Raw genomic sequence first — 20521 nt, forward strand, 5'->3', positions numbered from 1 at the left:
TGATTTTGGCACGCTTCGGCGTGGGGGATGAGTAGCAGCGGTCACATCGGCGGTGGATGAATGTCATGCCTCGCCGCGCTCCTTACGCAATCGCTTGGAAGGTGTATGCTTGCCACCATCTCACTTGTTCACGTTGATTATGACGTACTGCCGAATCCGCAGCGCGCTTGTGGTGTCCTCCCTGAAGAGACAGTGAATTATGCTATGATGAGATGGAGAGAGTGTGAGGTTTGGGCTATGAACGAGCACCCCTTAATCAGCGAAGATCGGGATATTCTTGGCGGACTGCCGGTGTTTTACGGTACGCGCGTCCCCGTCCAAAATCTGGTTGACTATTTGACCACGGGCGAGACGATTGATGCTTTCCTCGATGATTTCCCTGCGGTCACCCGCGAACAGGTCGATTCGCTTTCTTGAGCGAGCAGGTGAACTCGCCATTGCGGATAACCATGCGCATACTGATCGATGAATGTTTACCGCGCAAACTCAAAAGGGAATTTCCAGATCACGACGTAGCCACCGTTCAGGAAATGGGTTGGTCTGGAGTCAAAAATGGCGCACTTCTACGTGCGATGGTGGGACAATTCGATGTGTTTGTGACAGTTGATGGAAATCTGGAATATCAGCAAAACTTAAGCGAAGCAGAAATTGCTGTCATCGTTTTGAAAGCGTTGAATAACAAACTAGAAACATTCCTACCTCTGACCGATTGTCTAACTGTCAAATTGCAGGCAGGCGAAATCTCGATTTGAAGGCTAGGCTGATAAGAGGCGCACAAATGGTCGCCTCGATCTTCACCATCACCTACACTTAGTGTTCTCGTGGCCATCGAAGATCGCAGGTTACCGATTTGCCTCGCAATCCGGTTCGTGAACGACGTACATTTCTCACCGGCAGCTTTGACTAGACAGACTAGTTCCGTGAAGGCAAACACAGCCTCGACTGTCTCTCACTCCATTGAGATTAATCCAGATCGGCATCCGCCTGACTGTTGCGCGCGGCTGGCTGGTGACAGGTCTGCACCTACCGATTCAAGCTCATCGGCATGATGACGCTCACAAAGTCGTCGCGCCCTTCGGGGCGAATGACGCCGGGATGCGCCGCGCCGTTGCTCTCCAGAATTACACGCTCGCTGTCAACCACATTGAGCACGTCGATCAGGTAGCGGATGTTGAAGGCCACTTCCATCGATTCGCCTTCGACCGCCGCGTCGATCATGCCTTCGTTGTCGCCGCGTTCCGCGCTGCGCCCCACGATCATCACTTCGCCGGGTTCGCTGGGGCTGTTGGCGGGCTTGATGAAAATGCGCGCGCTGAAGTTGCTGTCGCGGGCGAAAATCTCGGCGCGTTTGCACTGCTTGAGCAGTTCGTCCGTGTACACCGTCATGGCGGTGCTGTAGGTCTTGGGGATGATCGCGCCAAAATCTGGGAACTTGCCTTCGAGGAGCTGCGATGTAATTACGGTGCTCTCGTAGTAGAACATCACGCCGTCGCGGCCTTCCGGCAGCGTAATGCCGATCTCTTTGTCCTCGTCGGTGATCACGCGGGCCACTTCCGCCATCGTCTTGGCGGGGATGACCATCACGCGATTTTTCGGCACACGCTCGTCGAGGCGCGCTGTGCGCACCGCAAGGCGATAGCCATCCGCGGACGCCATCGTGATCACATCGCCGGAGAATTCGGTATACAGCCCGGTGAGGATCGGGCGGGCTTCTTCGCGCGCCGCCGCGTACACCGTCTGCATGATCATCGATTTGAAGGTCTTGGCGGGCAGCACCACATCCGGGTCCTGGCTTTCCGGCACGGGTGGGGATTCGGTCGCGGCGATGCCCTTGATGTTGGAATTGGTTGTGCCGCAGCGGACATTGACCGTTTGCGTCGCGGTGTCGAGAATGAGATCGACGCGTTCCGGCGACAGGTTGTTGACCAGTTCGGCGAAGGTCTTGGCGGGCAGCGTGATCGCGCCGGGGCGATCCACTTTGGCGCCAATATAGGTGGTGATGCTCATCTCCAGATTGGTCGCGACGAGCTTCAAGCGGGCGTCCTCCGTCATGAGCAGGACGTTCGCCAGAACGGGCAGTGTCGGGCGCGAATCGACCGCCTTGCTAACAATACTTAACCCTCTGGCAAGCTGATCTTGTAAAATCGAAACGCGCATGTGCGCTCTGCTCCGGTCTGTTGAGTTGAAAATTTGTATGAATTATAGCGAAATTACGGGAAATTTGCACGCGCCGTGCCCGCCCGCCGTCAGACGATCTGGCCAACGCGCTGACGGGCAGTCGGTCTAACGATAGCGGCGCGAGTTGTTCCAAAAGATCTATATCCCAATCGTGCATTATGGATTATAGTTTGCGCGGCACAGGGACGGAGATGAGCATGCAGTTCGTCATCGAGGGCGCAGTACGCGATTTTACGCCGATCAAGCAGTTTCGGCAGACCTATGAACTGCCGGAGACCTTCGGCGTCAATCAGTTCGAGCCAAAAGACTTCACCGGGTTGGGCAGCATCGAAAACGCAGGCGCGGAGCTGAATATTTTGCGCGCCGCCCTGCTGGAAGCGATCCGCGCACCCCGTCCGCTCAGCGCGTGGATGACCGAGGTCACCGACCTCGCCACACTCTTTCGCAGTAAGCTGCTCCAGATCAATCCGGTCGTGCATCTCAAAGAGATCGAGATCGACTTCGCGACGGCGGGCATGCACGATATGCTGCAAGCGCTGATCTACGATCTCATCCGCGCGCGGGCGTCCCGGCAAACGCCGCAGCCGTTCGAGGCGATCTACGCGAATTGGCTGCACAGTTCCATCAAATTATCCCAAACCGTGCATTTATATCCCTATGCTGAACGCGAGGTTTGGGAAATCAACCTCCTCACGCACGTCTACGGACGCTTTGGCTTGCAGGTGCGCCTGCGCGACGGCGTGGTCTACGCCTATGACCCGGCGCTGGCTTGCCCCGCGATGGGTTTCATGGCGACCCTGCTCAGCGACATTGCCGCCGCGATCTATCAGGCGGGCTGATCGCCTAGCGGTTCTCCGCATGCTCCGGATTCAGATATTCCCACACCTTGACGATTTGATCGGCAATGGGGCGAATCACGTCCATGTCGCCCCAGTAGCGCAAGTGTGAGATCGGCGTCCACTGTTCCAGTAGATTGCCGACGTTCACCTCGCGGTCTTCGGTCACAACCTGACCGTACTGCTCGTTCAGCGTCTTGAGCGGATAGCCGACCACATCGTCGGGGTCATACAGATTCACCCACTCGTAGGGGATATCGGGGTAATGGATGCTCAGTTCGGGCGGCGGAAACATGATCGGTTTGCCGAATTCCGGGTAGCGCATGCTCCACAGCGCAATCGGACTGCCCATCGTGTACATCAGCGTGAGGGTTTCGCCGCGTTCCAGCGGTGAAACCGCCATTTGCGCGCGCACTTCGTCCGAAATCAGATGCTGGTGCTGCAGGTCGTAGAGGTAGTTGCTGGTGATGATGGTGCCGAGGCTGTGCGCGATGATGCACAGCGGAACTTCCGGTCCGGCTTCGACCGCTAATTCGCGCAGCGTGCGGGCGAAGACCCCATGGATCGAATCATAGACGGTGCGATCAAAGGGCGTGATCTGGTAAGCGATGGCGTCCGCGATGAAGTCGATCATGAAACCGCGCAGCCGCGGAAAGCGCAGCGTCCCCCCTTCGACGACCCGCGAAATCAGGCGCGTTTCCTCGCCTTGCAGCACCGGCGACCAGTGAATCGGGCGAATGATCACATCCGCGCCCGTTTTGGGGCTGCACAGCCGGGTAATCTCGTCGATCAAGGAGTCAGCGAAGTCGGCGGGTGGTTTGCCGATGCCGTGAATGATCACCACTGCGATCTTCTGAGTCATGATTTTCCCCCTAACGTCTTTCCTTCAGTATATGCGGTTATGGGTCGAAAGCGGTATCATCGCACGACGTTGTACGAATTGACGAAGGACATCAACATGGCCAATTTTGACTTGACCCGTAAACTTGCCTTGGACGAGGGCGGCAAAATCCTCCTCCTCGTGATGGATGGTCTCGGCGGTCTGCCGCGCACGGTAGACGGTTTGACTGAACTGGAAACAGCCCACACCCCGAATATGGATAAGCTGGCGCGCGAAGGCAGCACCGGTTTGAGCATCCCGGTCGCGCGCGGCGTCGCGCCCGGCAGCGGCCCGGCGCATCTCGCGCTGTTCGGCTACGACCCGATTGTGTATGACATCGGGCGCGGCGTGCTGGAAGCCATCGGCATCGGCCTGGAAGTCGGCGCGGGCGATGTCGCCGTGCGCGGCAACTTCTGCACCGTCGACGCGAACGGCATCATCACCGACCGCCGCGCGGGACGTATTTCGACCGAAGAAGGCGAAAAGCGCGTCGAACTGCTGAAGACGATCCAGATTCCCGGCGTCGAATGTCAGGTCAAAGCGGGCGAGGGCTATCGTTTCGCGCTCGTGCTGCGTGGGGCTGGCTTGAGCGATGCGGTCGAAGATACCGACCCGCAGGCGACCGGCCTCGCGCCGCTGCCCGCGCGCGCCAGCGCTCCGGAAGGCGAAAAGACCGCGGCCCTGCTCAATCAGTGGCTGGCGGCGGCCAAAGAAGTGCTGCGCGGTCAGGAACCGGCCAACATGTGCACGCTGCGCGGCGTCGCCACCGACCCGAACCTGCCGAAGTACAGCGAAGTCTACAAGCTGAATGCGGCCTGCGTCGCCGTGTACCCGATGTATAAGGGCGTCAGCCGTCTCGTCGGCATGAACATCATCGAGACCGATGCGCACGACACCATCGAAGACGAATTCAACAAGGTCGCGGAAGTGTGGAATCAGCACGACTTTGTGTTCTGCCACGTCAAGTACACCGACAGCCGCGGCGAAGATGGCAACTTTGATGCCAAGGTGCAGATCATCGAAGAAGTTGACCGCCAACTGCCCAAGCTGCTGGCGCTCAACCCGGACGTGATCATCATCACCGGCGATCACTCCACGCCCGCCGCCTACAAGGCGCACAGCTGGCACCCCGTCCCGACGATCCTGTGGGCGCGCACGGCCATGCCCGGTCGCGTGCAGGGCTTCGGCGAACGCGACTGCGTCAACGGCACGCTGGGGCAGTTCCCCGCGGTCGATTTGATGCAGTTGGCGTTGGGTCACGCCAGCCGCTTCCAGAAGTTTGGCGCTTAAAAAGATAGGATTGAGGTGCGAGGACTGAGGACTGAGTGCCAATGGTGCTTGTATTTCTCAGTCCTCAGTCCTTAGTCCTCAGTCCTTGAGGTCTCGGCATGGCAAATGTGGTAATCATCGGCGGTGGGTTGACCGGATTGGCGGCGGCGTGGGAACTGGAACGCCAGCGCATCCCCTACACGCTGATCGAAGTCAAGAAACGCTTCGGCGGGAGCATCGTCACCGAAAAGCGCGACGGCTTCACGCTGGATGGCAGCGCGTTCCTGCTTGAGAAATACGGCGATTGGGATTTCCTGTCGGAACTCGGGCTTGAGGACGCACTCATCGCGTATGGCCGCTACCGCGACGGCGAACTCGTCTACTTCCGCGCTGGCACGCAAACGCTGGTCGACGCGCTCGCCGCGAAACTCACCGCGCCCGTCATGCGGCGCATGGCCGTGAGCAGCCTTGGTCCGCTGGACGCCGACCGTTTCGGCGTGTGTCTCGAAAATGGGCTGATGCTCGACGCCCGCGGCGTGATCGTCACCGCGCCCGCCCGCTTTACCGAACACATGCTGTACTCGCTCGATCCCGAAATTGCGCTGGCGCTGCTGGATTACCGCTACGATCCGGTGGTGCGCGTCTCCCTGGGCTATCGTCAAGCGGATTTACCGACGCTGCCGCCGTTGAATGGCTTCAAATTCGTGGAGTCGTTCACGATGCCGGAACGCGTCCCCGCCGATCACGTGCTGGTGCGCGTCGGTGTGCGCCTGGACGAAGCGATCAAGACGCCGGAAGCCGCGCTCGACCGAGTGAAGGCGGCGATCCCCGCGCCGCCCGTGGTCGAATGGGCGGCGTACTGGCCGGAGGGCGATCCGCTCACGCGTTATTTGCCGGAGCACGGCGCGGTCATGGACATGATTGAAAGCCGCCTGCCCGCAGGCGTGGCCTTAGCGGGCAGCGATTACCGCGCCAAGCGCCTCGACCAGCAGATCGGCGACGGTCGCGCCGCCGCGCAGCAGATCGCCCGCTATATCACTTCGTAGCGTTCCCAGAATTCGCTGTCGGTGGTGGAATACGGTTCGCCGTTCCCGCCCACCAGCACCCACCCGCCCGCTGGCACCGTAATCGCATCGAGGCTCTCATTCGATTTGACCAGCGTCGGCGCGGTGACTCGCTTCGCCCAAACCCCCGCGACTTTGTAGTAGGGGAGGCAGCCGTTGGCGAGTAAGTCTTCTTCCGCGGCGGTGGGCGTCCACTGTTCGTCCCACGGGCGATGCGTACTGTGAAAGACTTCCGGTTCGACCGGGCGCTGCGGGTAATGATCAATCGTCGGACGGACGTTCTCATCGTCGGGGTCGTAGCAGATGATATACCCGGCGGGCGCGATGAGCGTATCATATTCAACATGGATGATCTTCGGCGCTTCGTGTGGGGGCAGTTCGCGCGCGAGGATCACGTTTTTCTTGCGGTGATAGAAGTTAAACCCTTCAGCGCGCAGTTCATCCTGCGTCCAATGGCGCTGCGTATATAGATCCATGATGTCTCTCCGGTTCGCTTGATCATGATCATACGCAACGATCGGGGCGTTGACAAGCAGTCCGCGGGCGTTTTACAATGAACTTGCTAGCGCGCCTTCGTCGCTGGTTGCACCTTTAAAATGGCTACTATAGGGCATTGTCACACAGGGTCTTCTATGGATCGCGCTGAATATGCAGCAAACCCTAAACACTGTGTATCATGTAATGAGCCGCTACCATTCGAAAAACGAATGAACACGTTTTGCGGTAAGGCGTGTGCCGCCAAGGCGAACGGACGTGTTCCGAAGGGTTTAAATCTCAGCCCAAAACACTGTAAGCATTGCGGTGCTTTAGTGGGCGAGCGGCATAACAAGTATTGTGATGACTGTATTGCGCGCCGTGTTTATGATCCCAAAAGTTCTGCAAACATGGCGCTTGCAGAACTCAAGACGGATAGCACGAGGCGCAAATGGTTGTTAGAACGGCGTGAGCACAAGTGTGAACACTGCGGATTGACTCAGTGGCAGGGGCAGCCTATTCCGCTTGAACTCCATCACGCTGATGGCGACACCGACAACAATACGGAAGAAAACCTGAGGTTGATTTGCCCGAATTGTCATGCCTTAACGCATACGCATCGACGGCGCAATATCTTGAAGAATGGCAAGCGTCAGTTAATGCGGCGCAAGCGGTATGCCGATGGCAAGACTTGGTAGCTAATATTATGCGCCACTATAGCTCAATGGCAGAGCAACCGCCTTGTAAGCGGTAGGTTAAGAGTTCGAGTCTCTTTAGTGGCTATTATTATTCTATAACACCATGATGGAGTGCTCACACTCATATCCTCGGTCTCGACAAACAAGAAAAGTCACGTCCCTCAGCGAATTTGGTGTTGACTTTCTGTTTATGGTCACGGATAATCACCTCAAGTGCTTTGCGAGAAGCACGTGTGATTTAGGGTAAGTTGAACCTACACAACCACATAGATTATGGGTCGGTGTCCCGAGCGGCAAAGGGGGAAGACTGTAAATTTTCTGCGCGACGCGCTTCGCAGGTTCGAGTCCTGCCCGGCCCACTAGAAATACCCGCTCACCAGCGGGCATTTGCTCCGATAGCTCAGTCGGTAGAGCGTACCCTTGGTAAGGGTAAGGTCACGAGTTCAAATCTCGTTCGGAGCTTATATACACCTCCATACGGTCAATAACAGTAAACACAGGTAGGGAACGATGGCGAAGAAGGGTAATCGCGTTCTGGTCAAGCTGAAAAGCACCGAAAGCGGCCACATGTATTACACGCAGAAGAACCGCCGCAATGACCAGGGCCGTCTCGAAATGAAGAAGTACGACCCGATTGTGCGGAAGCACGTCCTCTACAAGGAAACCAAGTAGCGGACTTGACCCGCGTCTCTACGCCGTAGTAAAATAACTATGGCGCAAATTAGGAGCATGGTGTAACGGTAACACAACGCTCTCCAAAAGCGTTATTCAGGGTTCGAATCCTTGTGCTCCTGCTCGAACACCCCAAACACCGCCTTTGCTGAGCGGTGTTTTTATAACAGGACGGCGAACTGCCGAGGAGAAAGTATTTCATGTCTGCCGATAAAACTGTAGGGGATCAAAAAGAAGGACGCCAGCCCCGCCGTCTGAGTCTTGGGCTCCAAAGAAAAGCTGACGCCTCCGCTTCAACGGGTAAGGCGCGTGTCATTTCGAACGCCCCCACGAAAAAACCTGTTAAAACTGAAGTCGAAGAACCTGAACAGAAGCCCCGTGAAGGGAATTTTCTGACGCGGCTGCCCGGTGACCTCCGTGAATACATCGAAGGCGTGCGCTCGGAACTGCGCAAGGTGACCTGGCCGACCCGCGAAGAAGCCATCCGCCTGACGCTCATCGTGATTGTGGCGCTTATCGTGACGGCGCTGGTGTTGGGCGCGGTCGTACTGCTGTATACCGAGCTGTTCCGCATTGGGTTGGACAGCCCCGTGGTTTTGATTGCTTTCATGCTGATCGCGGCGGTGGTCGGCGTGGTGATCAACCGCTCCCAGAACCGTCCGACAGGATATAGACGCTAGAGGACGTAATGGCCAAGAAAGACGAGAAGAAGAAGAACCCCTTCGAGGATCCCGGTACGGATTACGATCCGGAGCCGATTTACCTCGACGATCAAGCGTCGGACGACAGCGACGCGCCCATGCTGCTCGATGAGCTGGCGCCGCCCAAAGCCTCGCAAGAGAAGCTGTGGTATGTCGTTCACTGCTATTCCGGCTACGAAAAGAAGGTCTGCCAAGCCATCGAACAGCGCATCAACACCATGGGCATGCGCGATAAAATCTTCGATGTGATTGTGCCGACGGCGGAAGAAATTGAAATCAAGGACGGAAAGCGGCGTACGGTCGAAAAGCGCGTCTTCCCCGGCTACATTCTCGTCGAAATGAAGATGGACGAAGATTCGTGGTATGTGGTGCGCAACACCCCCGGCGTGACCGGCTTCGTCGGCATGGGCAATGACCCCACGCCGCTGCGGCAGGAAGAAGTCAAGCAGATCATGCAGCGCATGTCGGAAGACAGCCCGGTGATCAAGGTGAACTTCAAGGTCGGGCAGAAGGTGCGCATCATCAGCGGGCCGTTCAACGACTTCCCCGGCACGGTGGCCGCCATCGACATGGACAAGTCCAAAGTCCGCGTGATGGTGAACTTCTTCGGGCGTGAAACCCCCGTCGAACTCGACTTCATCGAAGTCGAGAAGATGTAGGCCGAGCCGCCAGCCAGCACTTTTGTAGGGACGAGGCATGCCTCGTCCTTTTTATTTGTTCGGCGTCTAAACCGTGGCTTTATTCTGCCTATTGACTGTTGTAAAATAAGACCCCGCAAGGTCGAAGTAAGGGAAATCACTCATGGCAAAAAAGGTTAAAGCTATCGTGACCCTGCAGATCACCGCAGGGAAAGCGACCCCCGCGCCGCCGATCGGTCCGGCGCTGGCGCAGCACGGCATCAACCTGATGGCGTTCTGCAAGGAATACAATGCGCGCACGTCCGCGCGTATGGGCGAAGTCATTCCGGCGGAAATCACCATTTTCACCGATGGCTCGTTTAAGTTCGATCTCAAGAGCCCGCCGACCACCTTCCTCATCAAGAAGGCTGCTGGCATCGACAAGGGTTCGGCCACCGCGCACACCGTCAAGGTCGGCAAGCTGACCAAGAAGCAGGTGCGTGACATTGCCGAAATCAAGCTGAACGACATGAACACGCGCGACATCGAGTCCGCAATGAAGCAGATCGAAGGATCGGCGCGGCAGATGGGCGTGGAGATTGTCGACTAGTTAAAAGGGTAAAGGGTAAAGTTAAAAGGTGCCGCGCCAGGCGGTGCTGCGCTTTTGACTTTCAACTTTTAACTTTTGACTTTCAACTTTTAACTTTTAGTAGGTGGGAGGGCGCGTGCCCGTCGCACCACCGGGAGACTGAACAATGGCTGAACATGGAAAGCGGTACGAAGCGTCCCTGAAGAGCTTCGATCGCCAGCACTACTACCCCGTCAAAGAAGCGGTCAGCATGGTCAAAACGATGGCGAATGCCAAGTTTGACGAAACGCTGGAAATGCACTTCCGCCTCGGGATTGACCCGCGTCACAGTGACCAGCAGGTCCGCAGCACCGTGCTGCTGCCCGCGGGTCTCGGTAAGACCGTCCGCGTGCTCGTCTTCGTGGAAACCGAAGATGAAGCCCGGATTGCCCAAGAAGCGGGTGCGGACATCATCGGCAACGAAGAGGTCATGAACCGCATTCTCAAAGAAAACTTCCTCGACTTCGACGCGACGCTCGCGATTCCGAGCATCATGCCGAAAGTCGGTCGTCTCGGTCGTATCCTCGGTACGCGCGGTTTGATGCCGAACCCCAAGGCGGGGACGGTCGTCCAGCCCGCGGACCTGGCCACCGCCGTGCAGGAACTCAAGGCTGGTCGTGTGGAATTCCGCAACGACAAGTTCGGTAACCTGCACATCCCCGTCGGCAAGGCGAGCTTCGATCTGGACAAGATTCTGCTCAACGTGAACGCCGTGCTGGATGCGGTCAACCGCGTCAAGCCCTCCGCGGTGAAGGGTATCTATATCCGCCGCGCCGTTCTCACTTCGACCATGAGCCCCGGCGTGCGCCTCGACCTGACCGTCGGCGCGAACGCGTAAGATTTCCCAACAGAACGGGGGCAGATCGTCACGATCTGCCCCCGTTTTTGATTCTCCTGGAGCGGCACGCCTCTTATTTAACGTGCGTTCCCCTCACCCTCAACCCCTCTCCCACGCAAACGGGGAGAGGGGAGAAGCACAGCGTTTTTGCTGGGTCCCCTCCCTGAATTCGGAGGCGTGGGGCCGGGGGGCAGAGAAGCGTGATCCCGAACTGCGCTTATTTGAGCGGCGCGCGCGGCGGTGTGTCGGTCGCGGGATAGAACAGCAGCACGTACTCCCGATGCGCGGGCATGGCGGCGGTCAGGCTGAACTGCGGCGCGGAGATCCCCGGCAGATAGCGCATCAGCAGACGCATCGTGTCCTGATCATCAGCTTCGACGAAAAAGGCATAATTCAACCCCGGCTGCAGTGACATGAGATAGCGTGGGTTGATCTGGTCGGGGCGGAAGCTGAGCAGCGGCGGATGGGTCTCGACTTTGTCGGCGTCATGGCGGAAATAACCGAGCAAGGCGCGCGGCACGCCCGTATCATGCACGGGACGCCCGACGATGATGCTCTGCGTGTTGGAGGGGAACTCGACCGCGCGCAGCGCCACGTCGACGCCGTCGCGGTAGGGCTTGAAATCGCGAATCTGCACGTTGAATTCGGCCAGATGCGGCCCATAGTAGTAATCGACCTGCGCGACCGCGAAGAACCCGACCAGCACCACCGGAATGGCGTAGCGGAGGCGATTTTCAGGCGGGCGCTCGGCTTCGGGCCGCGCCTCGGCGCGGCGCGGCCAGATGAACGGAATGAGATAGCGAATCCCGGCGACGATCGCGATCGCCATGGCGGGCATGACGAGCACATAACGTACCGAAACCATGTTATCGCGCAGCAGACCATTGCCTAACCCGGTGGCGACCAGCCACAGCGGAATCAGGAAGATGGGCGACGGCATACGCCAGAACAGGTAGAAAGCGCCAAACAGAAAGAATGGGATCAGGTAGTCGACGATCAGCGCCTGCGAGCCGCCATAGTACGCGCTCAGGTCACGGTGCGCCACCCACGAGGCGAACGGGCGCGTAAACTGGATCGACAGCGTATGGAAGTCTTCCCAGTCGAAGCCGTCGTTGAATAGGTTATCCCAGTACTCAGGCGACAACCCGGAGTCATTCATGCGCTCGCTCAACCCCTCGTTGTTGTTGAGGATGATGGCGTAGTACAGCCCGGTAACGAGCGCGCTGGTGATGAACATGACGATGATGCCGCGCACGAACGGGCGCATTTTGCCCCGCTGCAGGATGAACAAACCAAACAGCCACGCGATCATCAGCGGGAAGAAGAGCAAGCGCCCCCCTTCGTAGAAGTACTGCGTTAAGCCCAGCCCGATGCCCGCCAGCGCCCAATCGATGCGGCGGTTATAGCGCAGCGCGCGCGCCGCGAACAGCAGCGCCATCATGCCCGCCGCCGGATCGGCGATGTGCAGCAGCGCGGCGCGGCTGTAATGGATGAACGGCGCGAAGCCCGCCAGCATCAGCGCGCACAACAGCGCCGTCTTACGGTCATCGAGCAGCGCGCGCGCCAAGCCATACGTCAGCACGATCACGAGCAGACCCCAGACCACGCTCGGCGCGCGTACCCCGGCGAGCGTCCACCCGGTGAACGGAATCGCCAGATATTCGGTGTAGGCGTACAGCCACGTGAACGGTGCTTGCCCGCTCATCGAGGTGAGCATCGGCAGATCCGGCACCCAGAAGATGCGCTGCACGCCGTCGGTGAAGTGCAGCTCGTCGATGATGCTGCGGATGGTGTCATTCAGCCCGAAGGCGCGCACGAGAAACGCGAAGATCAGAATGGCCAGCAGCGGCAGCACGGCGCGGCGGCTCCAGCGCGGCAGCCGCGGAACGGGCATGCCGCCCATCCCCCAGCCCCACAAGCCGAGCGCGGCGATGAACAGCGCGATCTGCACATTCACGTCGACCGACTGCAGGAAGGGGATGCCGAAGCGCCGCATGTTGATTTCGGCGGTCGCGCCGAGCAGTACCACGCCGAGCAGCGCGGGAATCCACCAGAAGCGGTTCGCCTTCGAGAGCGGTTCGGTGGTGAGCGCGGGCAGCGCCGGTTGGAGCGTCGACAGCTTGACCGCCGCGCCCAACAGCAGCGCCCCGACGATCATTTTGAGCGTGCCGTGGTCGAGATAAGCTAAGCGGTTCTCAAAGTAAAAATCGAGTGTCGCGGCGATCATCAACGCGAAGGCGGTGAGGCCGAGAACGGAAGCCAAGACGTTGCGGCGGGCGAGCAGCCAGTGTGGAAGAGAAATTGCTTTCAAGAGCTTTCCTAGTTTGATCCGTGGTTGTAAGACGACCGCTGCCGAGGCGAAGAGGACGAGCACGAAACCGTAACCGGAGAGCGGCGGCGGGATGAGGATGAGCAGCGCCGCGATCAGCGCGACGAGGCCAGCAAACAGGCCAAGGCGCGCCCGGCGGGACTGCCACGCCGTCCGTTCGTTCTCAGTTCGGGTATGCGTGAGTTGTTCGGGGTGTTCGCCGTGAATTTCCGCCATGCCACGACAGATCCTGCGTCATCCGAGTCCGTTCCCTAGTGTAAACGATCTTTGGTTGGTTGCGCTGAAGGGTTTTGTCAGCAAATTCACACGATTCATTGGAACTGTGCAAGCGCGAGTGTCGTATTATGATGGAGTCACTACAGCAATCGACGTTTCACACCTTTGTGAAAGAGGATCAAGCTGATGAAGAAATTGTTCTTTTTGACCGTGGTTCTGCTGTTGGTCGGCGCATTTGCCCTCCCCGCCGCCGCCGTTCCGGTCGCTGACCTGACCACATTGGCGGGGTATTTCCCCGAAGGCAGCGTCATTTATGCCAGCGTCCGCACCGACGACGATTTTGTCGGTACGCTGGATGGTCTGCTCCAGCGCGTGCCGGAAATCGGGGGACTCTCACTCACCAGTTCGCTCGATACGGTCGCGAGCGGGATCAAGTCCGGGGCGACCTTTCAGGATTTGTTCCGCCCGTGGCTGGGGGATACCGCCGCGTTCGGTCTGCTCCCGTTGACGACGATGGATGAGTTCCGCAACCCGGTCGCGCTGATCGCAATTAGCCTCACCGACCGCGAAGCCGCCGAAGCCTTCTTCCAGAGTGTCACCCGTCCGCGCGACTACGAACAGACGCAGGGCGACGGCTTCACCACCTACGAGAGCACGCGCGATAACACCCACCTCGCCTTCCGTGACGATATGCTGCTGATCGCCAGCAGCTTCGACGCGATTGCGGCGGGCGGAGCGGTCACCGCAGCCTTGAGCGCCGCCGAACCGTTCACTACCGCCGTCAGCCAACTCCCCGGCGATGACTACAACGCGGTGATCTACATCGACTCGCCGACCATCCTCAAATTCACGCAGTCGCAGCTCGAGAATGTCGGCCCTTCCGAGATCGCGATCCTGCAAGCGCTCGACGACGTCTCGCCGCAGGTGTTCGGCTTCACCATCGTCGACGGCAGCTCGCTGACGATTGACGCCGTGACCGCAGCCACGGGCGAAGCGTTGAATGTCACGGGCGGCATGACCACGCCGCTCGATCTCGGCATCGTCAGCCGCCTCCCGGCGGGGACGCCGCTGGTCATCCTCGGCACGAATTTCGCCGATTCCTACACCGCCGCGTTGGCGCAGATCGAACCACTGATGGCGATGCAAGGTACCGACGCCGACATGGCGCAGTTCGAGACCGGGCTGTGGCTGATTGAACTGTTCGTGCGCGGCCTGACCGGGCTGGATTTGCAGCGGGAGCTGTTGCCCGCGCTCAACGGCACGTACGCCATTTACGCGGGTGTCAACCCGGCGGCGGAAGGCGCGGACACGGCTTTTGATCTTGTGTCACCCGAACTGCTGCTCGACTTCGCGCTGACGTTCAACGTGACGGACGCGGCGACCGCGGCGCAGCTCCGCGACAACCTGAACACCATCCTCGGCGATCTGCCCACCGAACGCATCGATAACCTCGACATCGCGTTCGACGAGGTCAACGGCACGCCCGTGATCGTCGTCAGCATAGAGACCGATCCGTTCAGCGGCGATCAGATCGAATTCGTGCTCGCCGTGACTGACGAACTCTTCACGGTCGGCACGCGCCGCTATGTCGAAGCCGCGCTCAACCCCGGCGTCGGGCTGGATCAGGACCCGCAGTGGCAGGCCGCCGCGCAGTATTTCGTAACGGACAGCTACAGCCTGCTCTACCAGTCGAGCGCCAACCTCGTGCCGCTGGTGGGCATCTTCGCGCGCACCGGGTCCAGTGACACGCGTGACATCAGTCAGGTGCTCGGCCTCGTGACCGGGCTGGTCGACAACAGCTCGATCAGCTATGGGCGCTTGGGCGAAACGGGCGTGCAGATGCGCGCCGTGCTCACCCTGAGCGGCGACTAGCCAAACCTCACCTCATGCTTTTCACGGGAAGACACTCTGGCTATTTCGAGACGGTCTTCCCGTCAGCGGCCTGTTCACGAAAGCGCTTCTGCGCATCCGTAGTTAGCGGACGGTCAGAAGACCCTCCCTACAGGGTGTCGCCCGAGGGAAGACGGCCTCGAATTGTTTAATCTGTCCTGCCATGAACCTAATTCAAAGAGGGGAGGCAGCGGCCGGGCGCGAATCAAAAAAAGCCAGCGCGACGGCTGGCTCTCGGCATAGAACGGTTGAAGCGTGCCGTTTACGTGTCGACGAGCGTGCCGTCGTGCCAGATGTGTTCGCCCGCGATGATCGCTTCGAGCTGTGAGCAGATCAGTGCCTCATTGATCGGCTTGCTGATGAAGCCGGAAAAGCCCAGTTCCCGCGCTTTGGGAATGGCGGTCGACGGATCCGACGCGGACACGGCGACGATCGGCACATGATTGTAAGCGGGCAGCGCGCGAATGTCTTTGAACAGGTCAAACCCCGAAATGCCGCCATACAGCATGAGATCGAGGATGATCAGATCCCAGTCGAGGGACATCTGCAATTGCACAATCGCATCGCGTCCCTTCCGGTCGAATACGAGATTCGCGCCCTCAACGCCCAACGTGATTTGATAAACCACCCGGTTGAGCACATTATCTTCGATGATGAGGATGTGTTTACCACGAAGCGACATACCAGACTACCTCTGTCCTAAACGCGTTGCTTGCGCGCGCGTGCTTCCAAGCTTACGATGAATACCACACTTTTTCGCCGTTGAGAATACGCCACAACTGATCCGAGAACGATTCCGAGTTGAGCGGTTTGCCGATGAAGCCATCAAAGCCGAGTTCCATCACGTTGTGGAGCTCGCTGATGTGCACCGAATAGGCGACGATCTTCGCGGAGGCCGTAGCCGCGTGCGCGTGGAGAATTTCGATGGCCTCGTAGCCGTTGACGCCGGGCAGTTCCAGATCAAGGAAGACAATATCGATCCGGGGGAGCATATCGAGCTGGACGAGCAGATTGTTGGCCGTCGGCAGCTTGGCCGAGTCGACGCCTTCAATCGTCAGAAGCTGCTGCAAAACCAGAATGTTATTCGCGTTATCGTCAATGATTAGCGCGTTGAGCTGACTCATCTTGGATTCTTTCTACTTTGGGTTCGTCTACTGTTTAAGTCACCGTGGTGATCTAGGCTTGAAGCGTCAGTTACCAGACGTGCCAGACTCGTTCACCAGTCATAATGCGCTGGATCAGCTCCCCAAAAAGTTCGAGGTGCAGCGGTTTGGAAATGCCGCCCTGAAAACCGGCATCCTGAAGCATGCGCACTTCTTCGTTCATGACGCTCGCCGTCAGCGCGACGACGTACGTGCGGTCGTACTCGGCATGGCTGCGGATCATCTTCAGCATGTCGAAGCCCGTGTAGGGCTTCATGTGAATATCCAGCAGAATCAAGTCTGGCTGTTGCGGGAGCCCGAGCAGCTTTTCCTCAAAATCCCGGCTGTTTTCAAACACGGTCAGGCTGCAGATTTCCGGGCTCATGCGCTGAGCCATCCGCACGACTTCTCGACTGAGAGGATCATCTTCCACGTACAAAACATGCGTCATTATCAGGTACTCCGTTCAGGTTTTAACCCCGACTGCACCGGAAGCTCGACGAAGAAGGTCGTGCCACTTCCGACCACGCTCTCAAACCAGATTCGACCCTGATGGGCTTCGACCAGTTTCTGCGAAATGGGCATCCCTAAGCCGGTGCCGCTGCCGCCCTGGCGTAACCCGCTGGTAGTTTGCTTGAACGCGGTGAAGACGTCTTTGTAGTCTTCCGTCGCAATACCCGGCCCGGTGTCGCTGACGGCGATAACAATCTTCTCGTTCTCGCTGCGCGCGCTGATTTTGACGTGGCCTTGCTCGGTGAACTTATACGCGTTCGACAGAATGTTGAGCAGAATTTGCAGCAGACGCTTGCGGTCGCCGTTCAGTTTGGGCAGGGTTTCCGGTAGTTCCTTTTGCAGTTCCACCGTTTTATCGCCGATCATGGAGCCGGTGTAGCGCAGCGCGGTCTCGATGATGTCGCGCATATCCACCTCCGGTTCAATGTACAGCTTGAGCGAACCGGACTCGATCTTCGACATGTCGAGCACGTCGTTGATCAGGTTGAGCAGGTGCTGGCCGCTGTCGGCGATATTGCCGATGAGCTGATCCTGTTCTTCGGTCAGCGGGCCGGGAATGCCTTTTTTCAGGAACTTGGAGAAGTTGATGATCGCATTGAGCGGCGTCCGCAGCTCGTGCGACATGCTCGCGAGGAAGGCCGATTTCACGTTGTTGGCGCGTTCGACGTCTTTACGCGCCTGTTCGGCTTCGTCGTAGGCGCGCTCGAATTCATCGTTGATCGCTTGCAGTTCGACCATATCGTCGTCGTGCTGCTGTTCAAGCTGCGCAATTTTCTTCTTCAATTCCGCAATCGTCGCTTCATAAGCAGCGGCTTTGTCGGCATCACTCACTGACATAGGTGTTGCAACCGTGGGAAGTGTGGTTGAGTCCATGAGTTGAAATATATACCCTCATGCATACAAATTAACGAGTACGACAATTGTTTAGAACTATATCTCAGGGTGAGAAGGTGTTTGCATAAAGACAATTGGTAAACGAGCTTTTTCTCATGAAATTTACGCTTTGGGGTTAAAATCTATAATGTATATCTCCGCTTCACCTCTATGCTTGTTATAGAGAGTTCGATGACATGAGGCCATAAAAAATGTCTACTCAAACAATCATTGACAATGAATATGTTACGCTGTGGTATCACCCCGAAGCCAAGATCGTCCATCATCAGTTTCATAAGTTCATTCATGGTGAGCGCTTTCGCGCCGTGCTCGACCAGGGGCTGGACGTCTTCAAGCAGTATGGCGCGCACAAGTGGCTCTCCGATGACCGCGCGAATTCTGCCCTACCGAAAGAAGACTCGGAATGGGGGCTGAATGACTGGAACCCGCGCGTCTTCGCCAATGGCTGGAAATACTGGGCCGTCGTGATGCCCGACAAGAAGATCGGCCAGACCAACATCAACTGGTTGATGCGGGAAAACATTGGGCGGGGGTTGGTGGTGCAGGTGTTCGAAGATGCTGATGAAGCCCTGAAGTGGCTGGAATCGGTGGAGTAACGACCAGCCTCCCGTGCTTACCATAATGAGGAACTTTATGACGACGCAGACGCTCATTGAAACGGACTACGCGACGCTCCGCTACTATCCAGACAGCGGGATCGTCCATAGTGAATTCCACAAATACGTTTATGGCCTGCAGTTTCGCAATTTCATCACCGCGGGTCTCACCGTGTTTCAGCAGAATCGACTGAACAAGTGGCTGTCAGATGATCGCAAAACGTCCACGCTGCCACAGGCCGATCTCGACTGGGCGAAGGAACACTGGTTTGTACCTATGATAAATTCCGGGTGGAAGTATTGGGGCATTGTGCTGCCCGAAAAACTAGTCGCTCGCCAGCCGATTCTCCGGGCAATCGAAGACTTTACCAAGTACGGTTTACAGGTTGCGATTTTCGAGGATCCAACCGAAGCGCTGGCCTGGTTGGAGTCCGTGGATCGGTAGGACGGATGCTCGAAGCTGGCGAGGGCGAAATGAATAACTGAGTGCCCTGACCTGAGCGAGATCAAGCGTTAGTTAGAAATTCTTTCTGCTTGAGAACGGCGATTTGTCGGTATTATGCAGATAACGTATGCAACTAACGCTCAAGAGGGGTCTATGGAAACTCAGGTCATCATCGATAACGAATATGCCACACTCTGGTATCGCCCCCAAGGAAAAATCGTCCACCATCAGTTTCACAAGTTCATTCATGGAGATGCTCTTCGTGAAGTGCTCAACTGCGGGCTGGAAGCCTTCACGACGTACGGAGCGCAGAAGTGGTTGTCCGATGATCGGAACAATTCCACGTTGACCAAAGAAGACGGCGAATGGGGCCTCGTCAATTGGAGTCCCCGTGTCTTCGACGCCGGGTGGAAGTATTGGGCGGTAGTGCTGCCGGATCGCAAAATCGGGCAAATCAATCTGAACATGTTTATGCGTGAATACATCGCGCGCGGCCTGGAAGTCCGCGTTTTTGAAGACCCCGACGAGGCGCGGCGCTGGTTAGAATCGGTGGATTAAGCCGAGGGTACCATGTCAGTTGAAATCATTATCGACAACGACTATGCCACACTCTGGTATTACCCGGACGCGGGCATCGTGCATCACCAATTCAAACAGCCCATCTCGGGTGAGCATTTCCGCGAAGTACTGAACCGTGGCGCGGAGATTTTCGAACAGCGCGGTGCGAACAAGTGGCTGTCAGATGATCGACTGAATGCCGCCGTACCGCAGGACGATGGCATCTGGGGGCTCACGGTGTGGAATCCGCGCGTGCGCGCCGCCGGGTGGAAGTACTGGGCGGTCATCTTCTCCGATACCAAAGCGGGACAGGCGAACCTGAACTATTTCCTGCGCGAGGGTAACGGCTATGGGATAACCGTGCAGGTGTTCGAAGAGAGCACAGACGCCCTAAACTGGCTCAAATCCGTCAAGTAGTAGTGGTGAGCACGGACGGGCAGTTCGGGCACTCCCGAGATGACCGTATGACGAGTGGGATAAGCTAATCCTAGGAGAAAACAGATGTCCGTTGAAGTCATCATCGACAACGAATACGCCACGCTCTGGTACTACCCGGACGCGGGGATCGTGCATCACAAGTGGAAAAAGTACATTTATGGTGAGCACTTTCGCGCGGTGTTGAACCGTGGGGCAGAGATTTTCGAACAGCGCGGCGCGACCAAGTGGCTGTCCGATGACCGCCTGAACTCCGCGCTGCCCAAAGACGATGGCATCTGGGCGCTCGGCGTGTGGAATCCGCGGGTACGCGCCGCTGGCTGGAAGTACTGGGCGGTGCTCTTCCCGGATAAGAAAGTCGGGCAGACCAACCTGAATTACTTTATGCGCGAAAGCAACGTTCAAGGCATCACTGCCCAAGCGTTTGATGATCTTGACGAAGCGTTGAACTGGCTCCGCTCGGTGGATGAAGCCGAAAAGCGACCTGAATAGTTGTAGACTTTTCACCTTTGGGGCGCACAAGTGTGCGCCCCGGCACAGGCGCGGCCCCTCCGATTTCCAGGTCACGTCTGAACAGCCTTGGCGGGTAGCTGATGGGCAGCCCCGGCGTCGCTCCCCACGGTCACCCGACAAGCGTACCCAACTAGC

Annotated in this window: 25 protein-coding genes and 4 tRNA genes; 21 read left to right on the forward strand and 8 right to left on the reverse strand. The window is 57.9% G+C overall.

All coding sequences use genetic code 11. The features are described 5' to 3' along the window. The first annotated feature begins 237 nt into the window (after positions 1 to 237). Both IPK17_RS06530 and IPK17_RS06535 read left to right on the forward strand, forming a co-directional pair. The gene (locus tag IPK17_RS06530; RefSeq protein WP_343416876.1) at positions 238 to 417 is read left to right on the forward strand and encodes a DUF433 domain-containing protein; all 180 of its coding nucleotides are present in this window, start codon (positions 238 to 240) and stop codon (positions 415 to 417) included. Between the two features lie 32 nt (positions 418 to 449). Beyond that, positions 450 to 752, forward strand: coding sequence for a DUF5615 family PIN-like protein (locus IPK17_RS06535; protein ID WP_343416877.1), 303 nt, complete (start codon positions 450 to 452; stop codon positions 750 to 752). A 271-nt stretch (positions 753 to 1023) separates the two neighbouring features. On the opposite strand, the gene dnaN is transcribed toward IPK17_RS06535, so the two are convergent. Further along, positions 1024 to 2157 carry a DNA polymerase III subunit beta gene (gene dnaN / locus IPK17_RS06540; protein ID WP_343416878.1) on the reverse strand — a complete coding sequence of 378 codons (1134 nt, stop codon included), beginning with the start codon at positions 2155 to 2157 and terminating at the stop codon, positions 1024 to 1026. A gap of 179 nt (positions 2158 to 2336) precedes the next feature. Here dnaN and IPK17_RS06545 point away from each other — a divergent pair, with 179 nt between their 5' ends. Further along, a complete protein-coding gene (locus tag IPK17_RS06545) occupies positions 2337 to 3017 on the forward strand; it encodes a hypothetical protein (RefSeq protein ID WP_343416879.1) in 681 nt (226 codons plus the stop codon). A gap of 4 nt (positions 3018 to 3021) precedes the next feature. On the opposite strand, the gene IPK17_RS06550 is transcribed toward IPK17_RS06545, so the two are convergent. Continuing rightward, positions 3022 to 3876, reverse strand: a complete 855-nt coding sequence (locus tag IPK17_RS06550) for a chemotaxis protein (RefSeq protein WP_343416880.1) — start codon at positions 3874 to 3876, stop codon at positions 3022 to 3024. A 96-nt stretch (positions 3877 to 3972) separates the two neighbouring features. Here IPK17_RS06550 and IPK17_RS06555 point away from each other — a divergent pair, with 96 nt between their 5' ends. Next, a complete protein-coding gene (locus IPK17_RS06555; protein WP_343416881.1) occupies positions 3973 to 5184 on the forward strand; it encodes a 2,3-bisphosphoglycerate-independent phosphoglycerate mutase in 1212 nt (403 codons plus the stop codon). Positions 5185 to 5282: 98 nt separating this feature from the next. Then, positions 5283 to 6209 carry a protoporphyrinogen/coproporphyrinogen oxidase gene (locus IPK17_RS06560; protein WP_343416882.1) on the forward strand — a complete coding sequence of 309 codons (927 nt, stop codon included), beginning with the start codon at positions 5283 to 5285 and terminating at the stop codon, positions 6207 to 6209. Here the strand turns inward: IPK17_RS06560 and IPK17_RS06565 are convergent. Next, on the reverse strand, positions 6194 to 6703 hold the full coding sequence (locus tag IPK17_RS06565; protein ID WP_343416883.1) for a hypothetical protein: 510 nt from the start codon (positions 6701 to 6703) through the stop codon (positions 6194 to 6196). The genes IPK17_RS06560 and IPK17_RS06565 overlap by 16 nt on opposite strands. Before the next feature lie 156 nt (positions 6704 to 6859). Between IPK17_RS06565 and IPK17_RS06570 the strand changes: the two genes are divergently transcribed. From IPK17_RS06570 to rplA, 10 genes are all read left to right on the forward strand, one after another. Further along, on the forward strand, positions 6860 to 7399 hold the full coding sequence (locus IPK17_RS06570) for an HNH endonuclease signature motif containing protein (protein WP_343416884.1): 540 nt from the start codon (positions 6860 to 6862) through the stop codon (positions 7397 to 7399). A 12-nt stretch (positions 7400 to 7411) separates the two neighbouring features. Further along, positions 7412 to 7483 (forward strand) — tRNA-Thr (locus tag IPK17_RS06575). Positions 7484 to 7674: 191 nt separating this feature from the next. After that, positions 7675 to 7758, forward strand: a tRNA-Tyr gene (locus tag IPK17_RS06580). 30 nt (positions 7759 to 7788) lie between these two features. Beyond that, positions 7789 to 7861, forward strand: a tRNA-Thr gene (locus tag IPK17_RS06585). Positions 7862 to 7909: 48 nt separating this feature from the next. Next, positions 7910 to 8071, forward strand: a complete 162-nt coding sequence (gene rpmG, locus IPK17_RS06590) for a 50S ribosomal protein L33 (protein ID WP_343416885.1) — start codon at positions 7910 to 7912, stop codon at positions 8069 to 8071. Positions 8072 to 8122: 51 nt separating this feature from the next. After that, positions 8123 to 8193: transfer RNA gene (locus IPK17_RS06595), tRNA-Trp, on the forward strand. Positions 8194 to 8271: 78 nt separating this feature from the next. After that, entirely contained in the window at positions 8272 to 8751 is a 480-nt protein-coding gene (gene secE / locus IPK17_RS06600) for a preprotein translocase subunit SecE (RefSeq protein ID WP_343416886.1), read from the forward strand. A gap of 8 nt (positions 8752 to 8759) precedes the next feature. Then, positions 8760 to 9431 (forward strand): transcription termination/antitermination protein NusG, encoded by a 672-nt coding sequence (gene nusG / locus IPK17_RS06605; protein WP_502748467.1) that lies wholly within the window; start codon positions 8760 to 8762, stop codon positions 9429 to 9431. A gap of 142 nt (positions 9432 to 9573) precedes the next feature. After that, positions 9574 to 9999, forward strand: a complete 426-nt coding sequence (rplK, locus tag IPK17_RS06610) for a 50S ribosomal protein L11 (RefSeq protein WP_343416887.1) — start codon at positions 9574 to 9576, stop codon at positions 9997 to 9999. Positions 10000 to 10144: 145 nt separating this feature from the next. Beyond that, on the forward strand, positions 10145 to 10855 hold the full coding sequence (rplA, locus tag IPK17_RS06615; RefSeq protein ID WP_343416888.1) for a 50S ribosomal protein L1: 711 nt from the start codon (positions 10145 to 10147) through the stop codon (positions 10853 to 10855). 217 nt (positions 10856 to 11072) lie between these two features. Here rplA and IPK17_RS06620 read toward each other — a convergent pair whose 3' ends face one another. Continuing rightward, positions 11073 to 13400 carry an ArnT family glycosyltransferase gene (locus tag IPK17_RS06620; RefSeq protein ID WP_343416889.1) on the reverse strand — a complete coding sequence of 776 codons (2328 nt, stop codon included), beginning with the start codon at positions 13398 to 13400 and terminating at the stop codon, positions 11073 to 11075. Positions 13401 to 13586: 186 nt separating this feature from the next. Between IPK17_RS06620 and IPK17_RS06625 the strand changes: the two genes are divergently transcribed. Continuing rightward, a complete protein-coding gene (locus IPK17_RS06625; protein ID WP_343416890.1) occupies positions 13587 to 15272 on the forward strand; it encodes a DUF3352 domain-containing protein in 1686 nt (561 codons plus the stop codon). 280 nt (positions 15273 to 15552) lie between these two features. Here IPK17_RS06625 and IPK17_RS06630 read toward each other — a convergent pair whose 3' ends face one another. From IPK17_RS06630 to IPK17_RS06645, 4 genes are all read right to left on the reverse strand, one after another. Beyond that, the gene (locus tag IPK17_RS06630; protein WP_343416891.1) at positions 15553 to 15972 is read right to left on the reverse strand and encodes a response regulator; all 420 of its coding nucleotides are present in this window, start codon (positions 15970 to 15972) and stop codon (positions 15553 to 15555) included. Positions 15973 to 16024: 52 nt separating this feature from the next. Further along, positions 16025 to 16414 carry a response regulator gene (locus IPK17_RS06635; RefSeq protein ID WP_343416892.1) on the reverse strand — a complete coding sequence of 130 codons (390 nt, stop codon included), beginning with the start codon at positions 16412 to 16414 and terminating at the stop codon, positions 16025 to 16027. 70 nt (positions 16415 to 16484) lie between these two features. After that, positions 16485 to 16883 carry a response regulator gene (locus tag IPK17_RS06640; RefSeq protein ID WP_343416893.1) on the reverse strand — a complete coding sequence of 133 codons (399 nt, stop codon included), beginning with the start codon at positions 16881 to 16883 and terminating at the stop codon, positions 16485 to 16487. Between the two features lie 2 nt (positions 16884 to 16885). Continuing rightward, the gene (locus IPK17_RS06645) at positions 16886 to 17782 is read right to left on the reverse strand and encodes a sensor histidine kinase (protein ID WP_343416894.1); all 897 of its coding nucleotides are present in this window, start codon (positions 17780 to 17782) and stop codon (positions 16886 to 16888) included. Between the two features lie 248 nt (positions 17783 to 18030). On the opposite strand from IPK17_RS06645, the gene IPK17_RS06650 reads away from it, so the two are divergent. From IPK17_RS06650 to IPK17_RS06670, 5 genes are all read left to right on the forward strand, one after another. Continuing rightward, on the forward strand, positions 18031 to 18435 hold the full coding sequence (locus IPK17_RS06650; protein WP_343416895.1) for a hypothetical protein: 405 nt from the start codon (positions 18031 to 18033) through the stop codon (positions 18433 to 18435). A gap of 37 nt (positions 18436 to 18472) precedes the next feature. Beyond that, positions 18473 to 18880: a hypothetical protein gene (locus tag IPK17_RS06655; protein WP_343416896.1), complete on the forward strand. Its 408-nt coding sequence runs from the start codon at positions 18473 to 18475 to the stop codon at positions 18878 to 18880. A gap of 153 nt (positions 18881 to 19033) precedes the next feature. Next, entirely contained in the window at positions 19034 to 19438 is a 405-nt protein-coding gene (locus IPK17_RS06660; protein WP_343416897.1) for a hypothetical protein, read from the forward strand. A gap of 12 nt (positions 19439 to 19450) precedes the next feature. After that, entirely contained in the window at positions 19451 to 19855 is a 405-nt protein-coding gene (locus tag IPK17_RS06665) for a hypothetical protein (RefSeq protein WP_343416898.1), read from the forward strand. A gap of 84 nt (positions 19856 to 19939) precedes the next feature. Then, complete coding sequence (locus IPK17_RS06670; protein ID WP_343416899.1) at positions 19940 to 20365, forward strand: hypothetical protein; 426 nt, start codon at positions 19940 to 19942, stop codon at positions 20363 to 20365. Positions 20366 to 20521 lie beyond the last annotated feature (156 nt).

Source organism: Candidatus Flexifilum breve, from assembly GCF_016713355.1.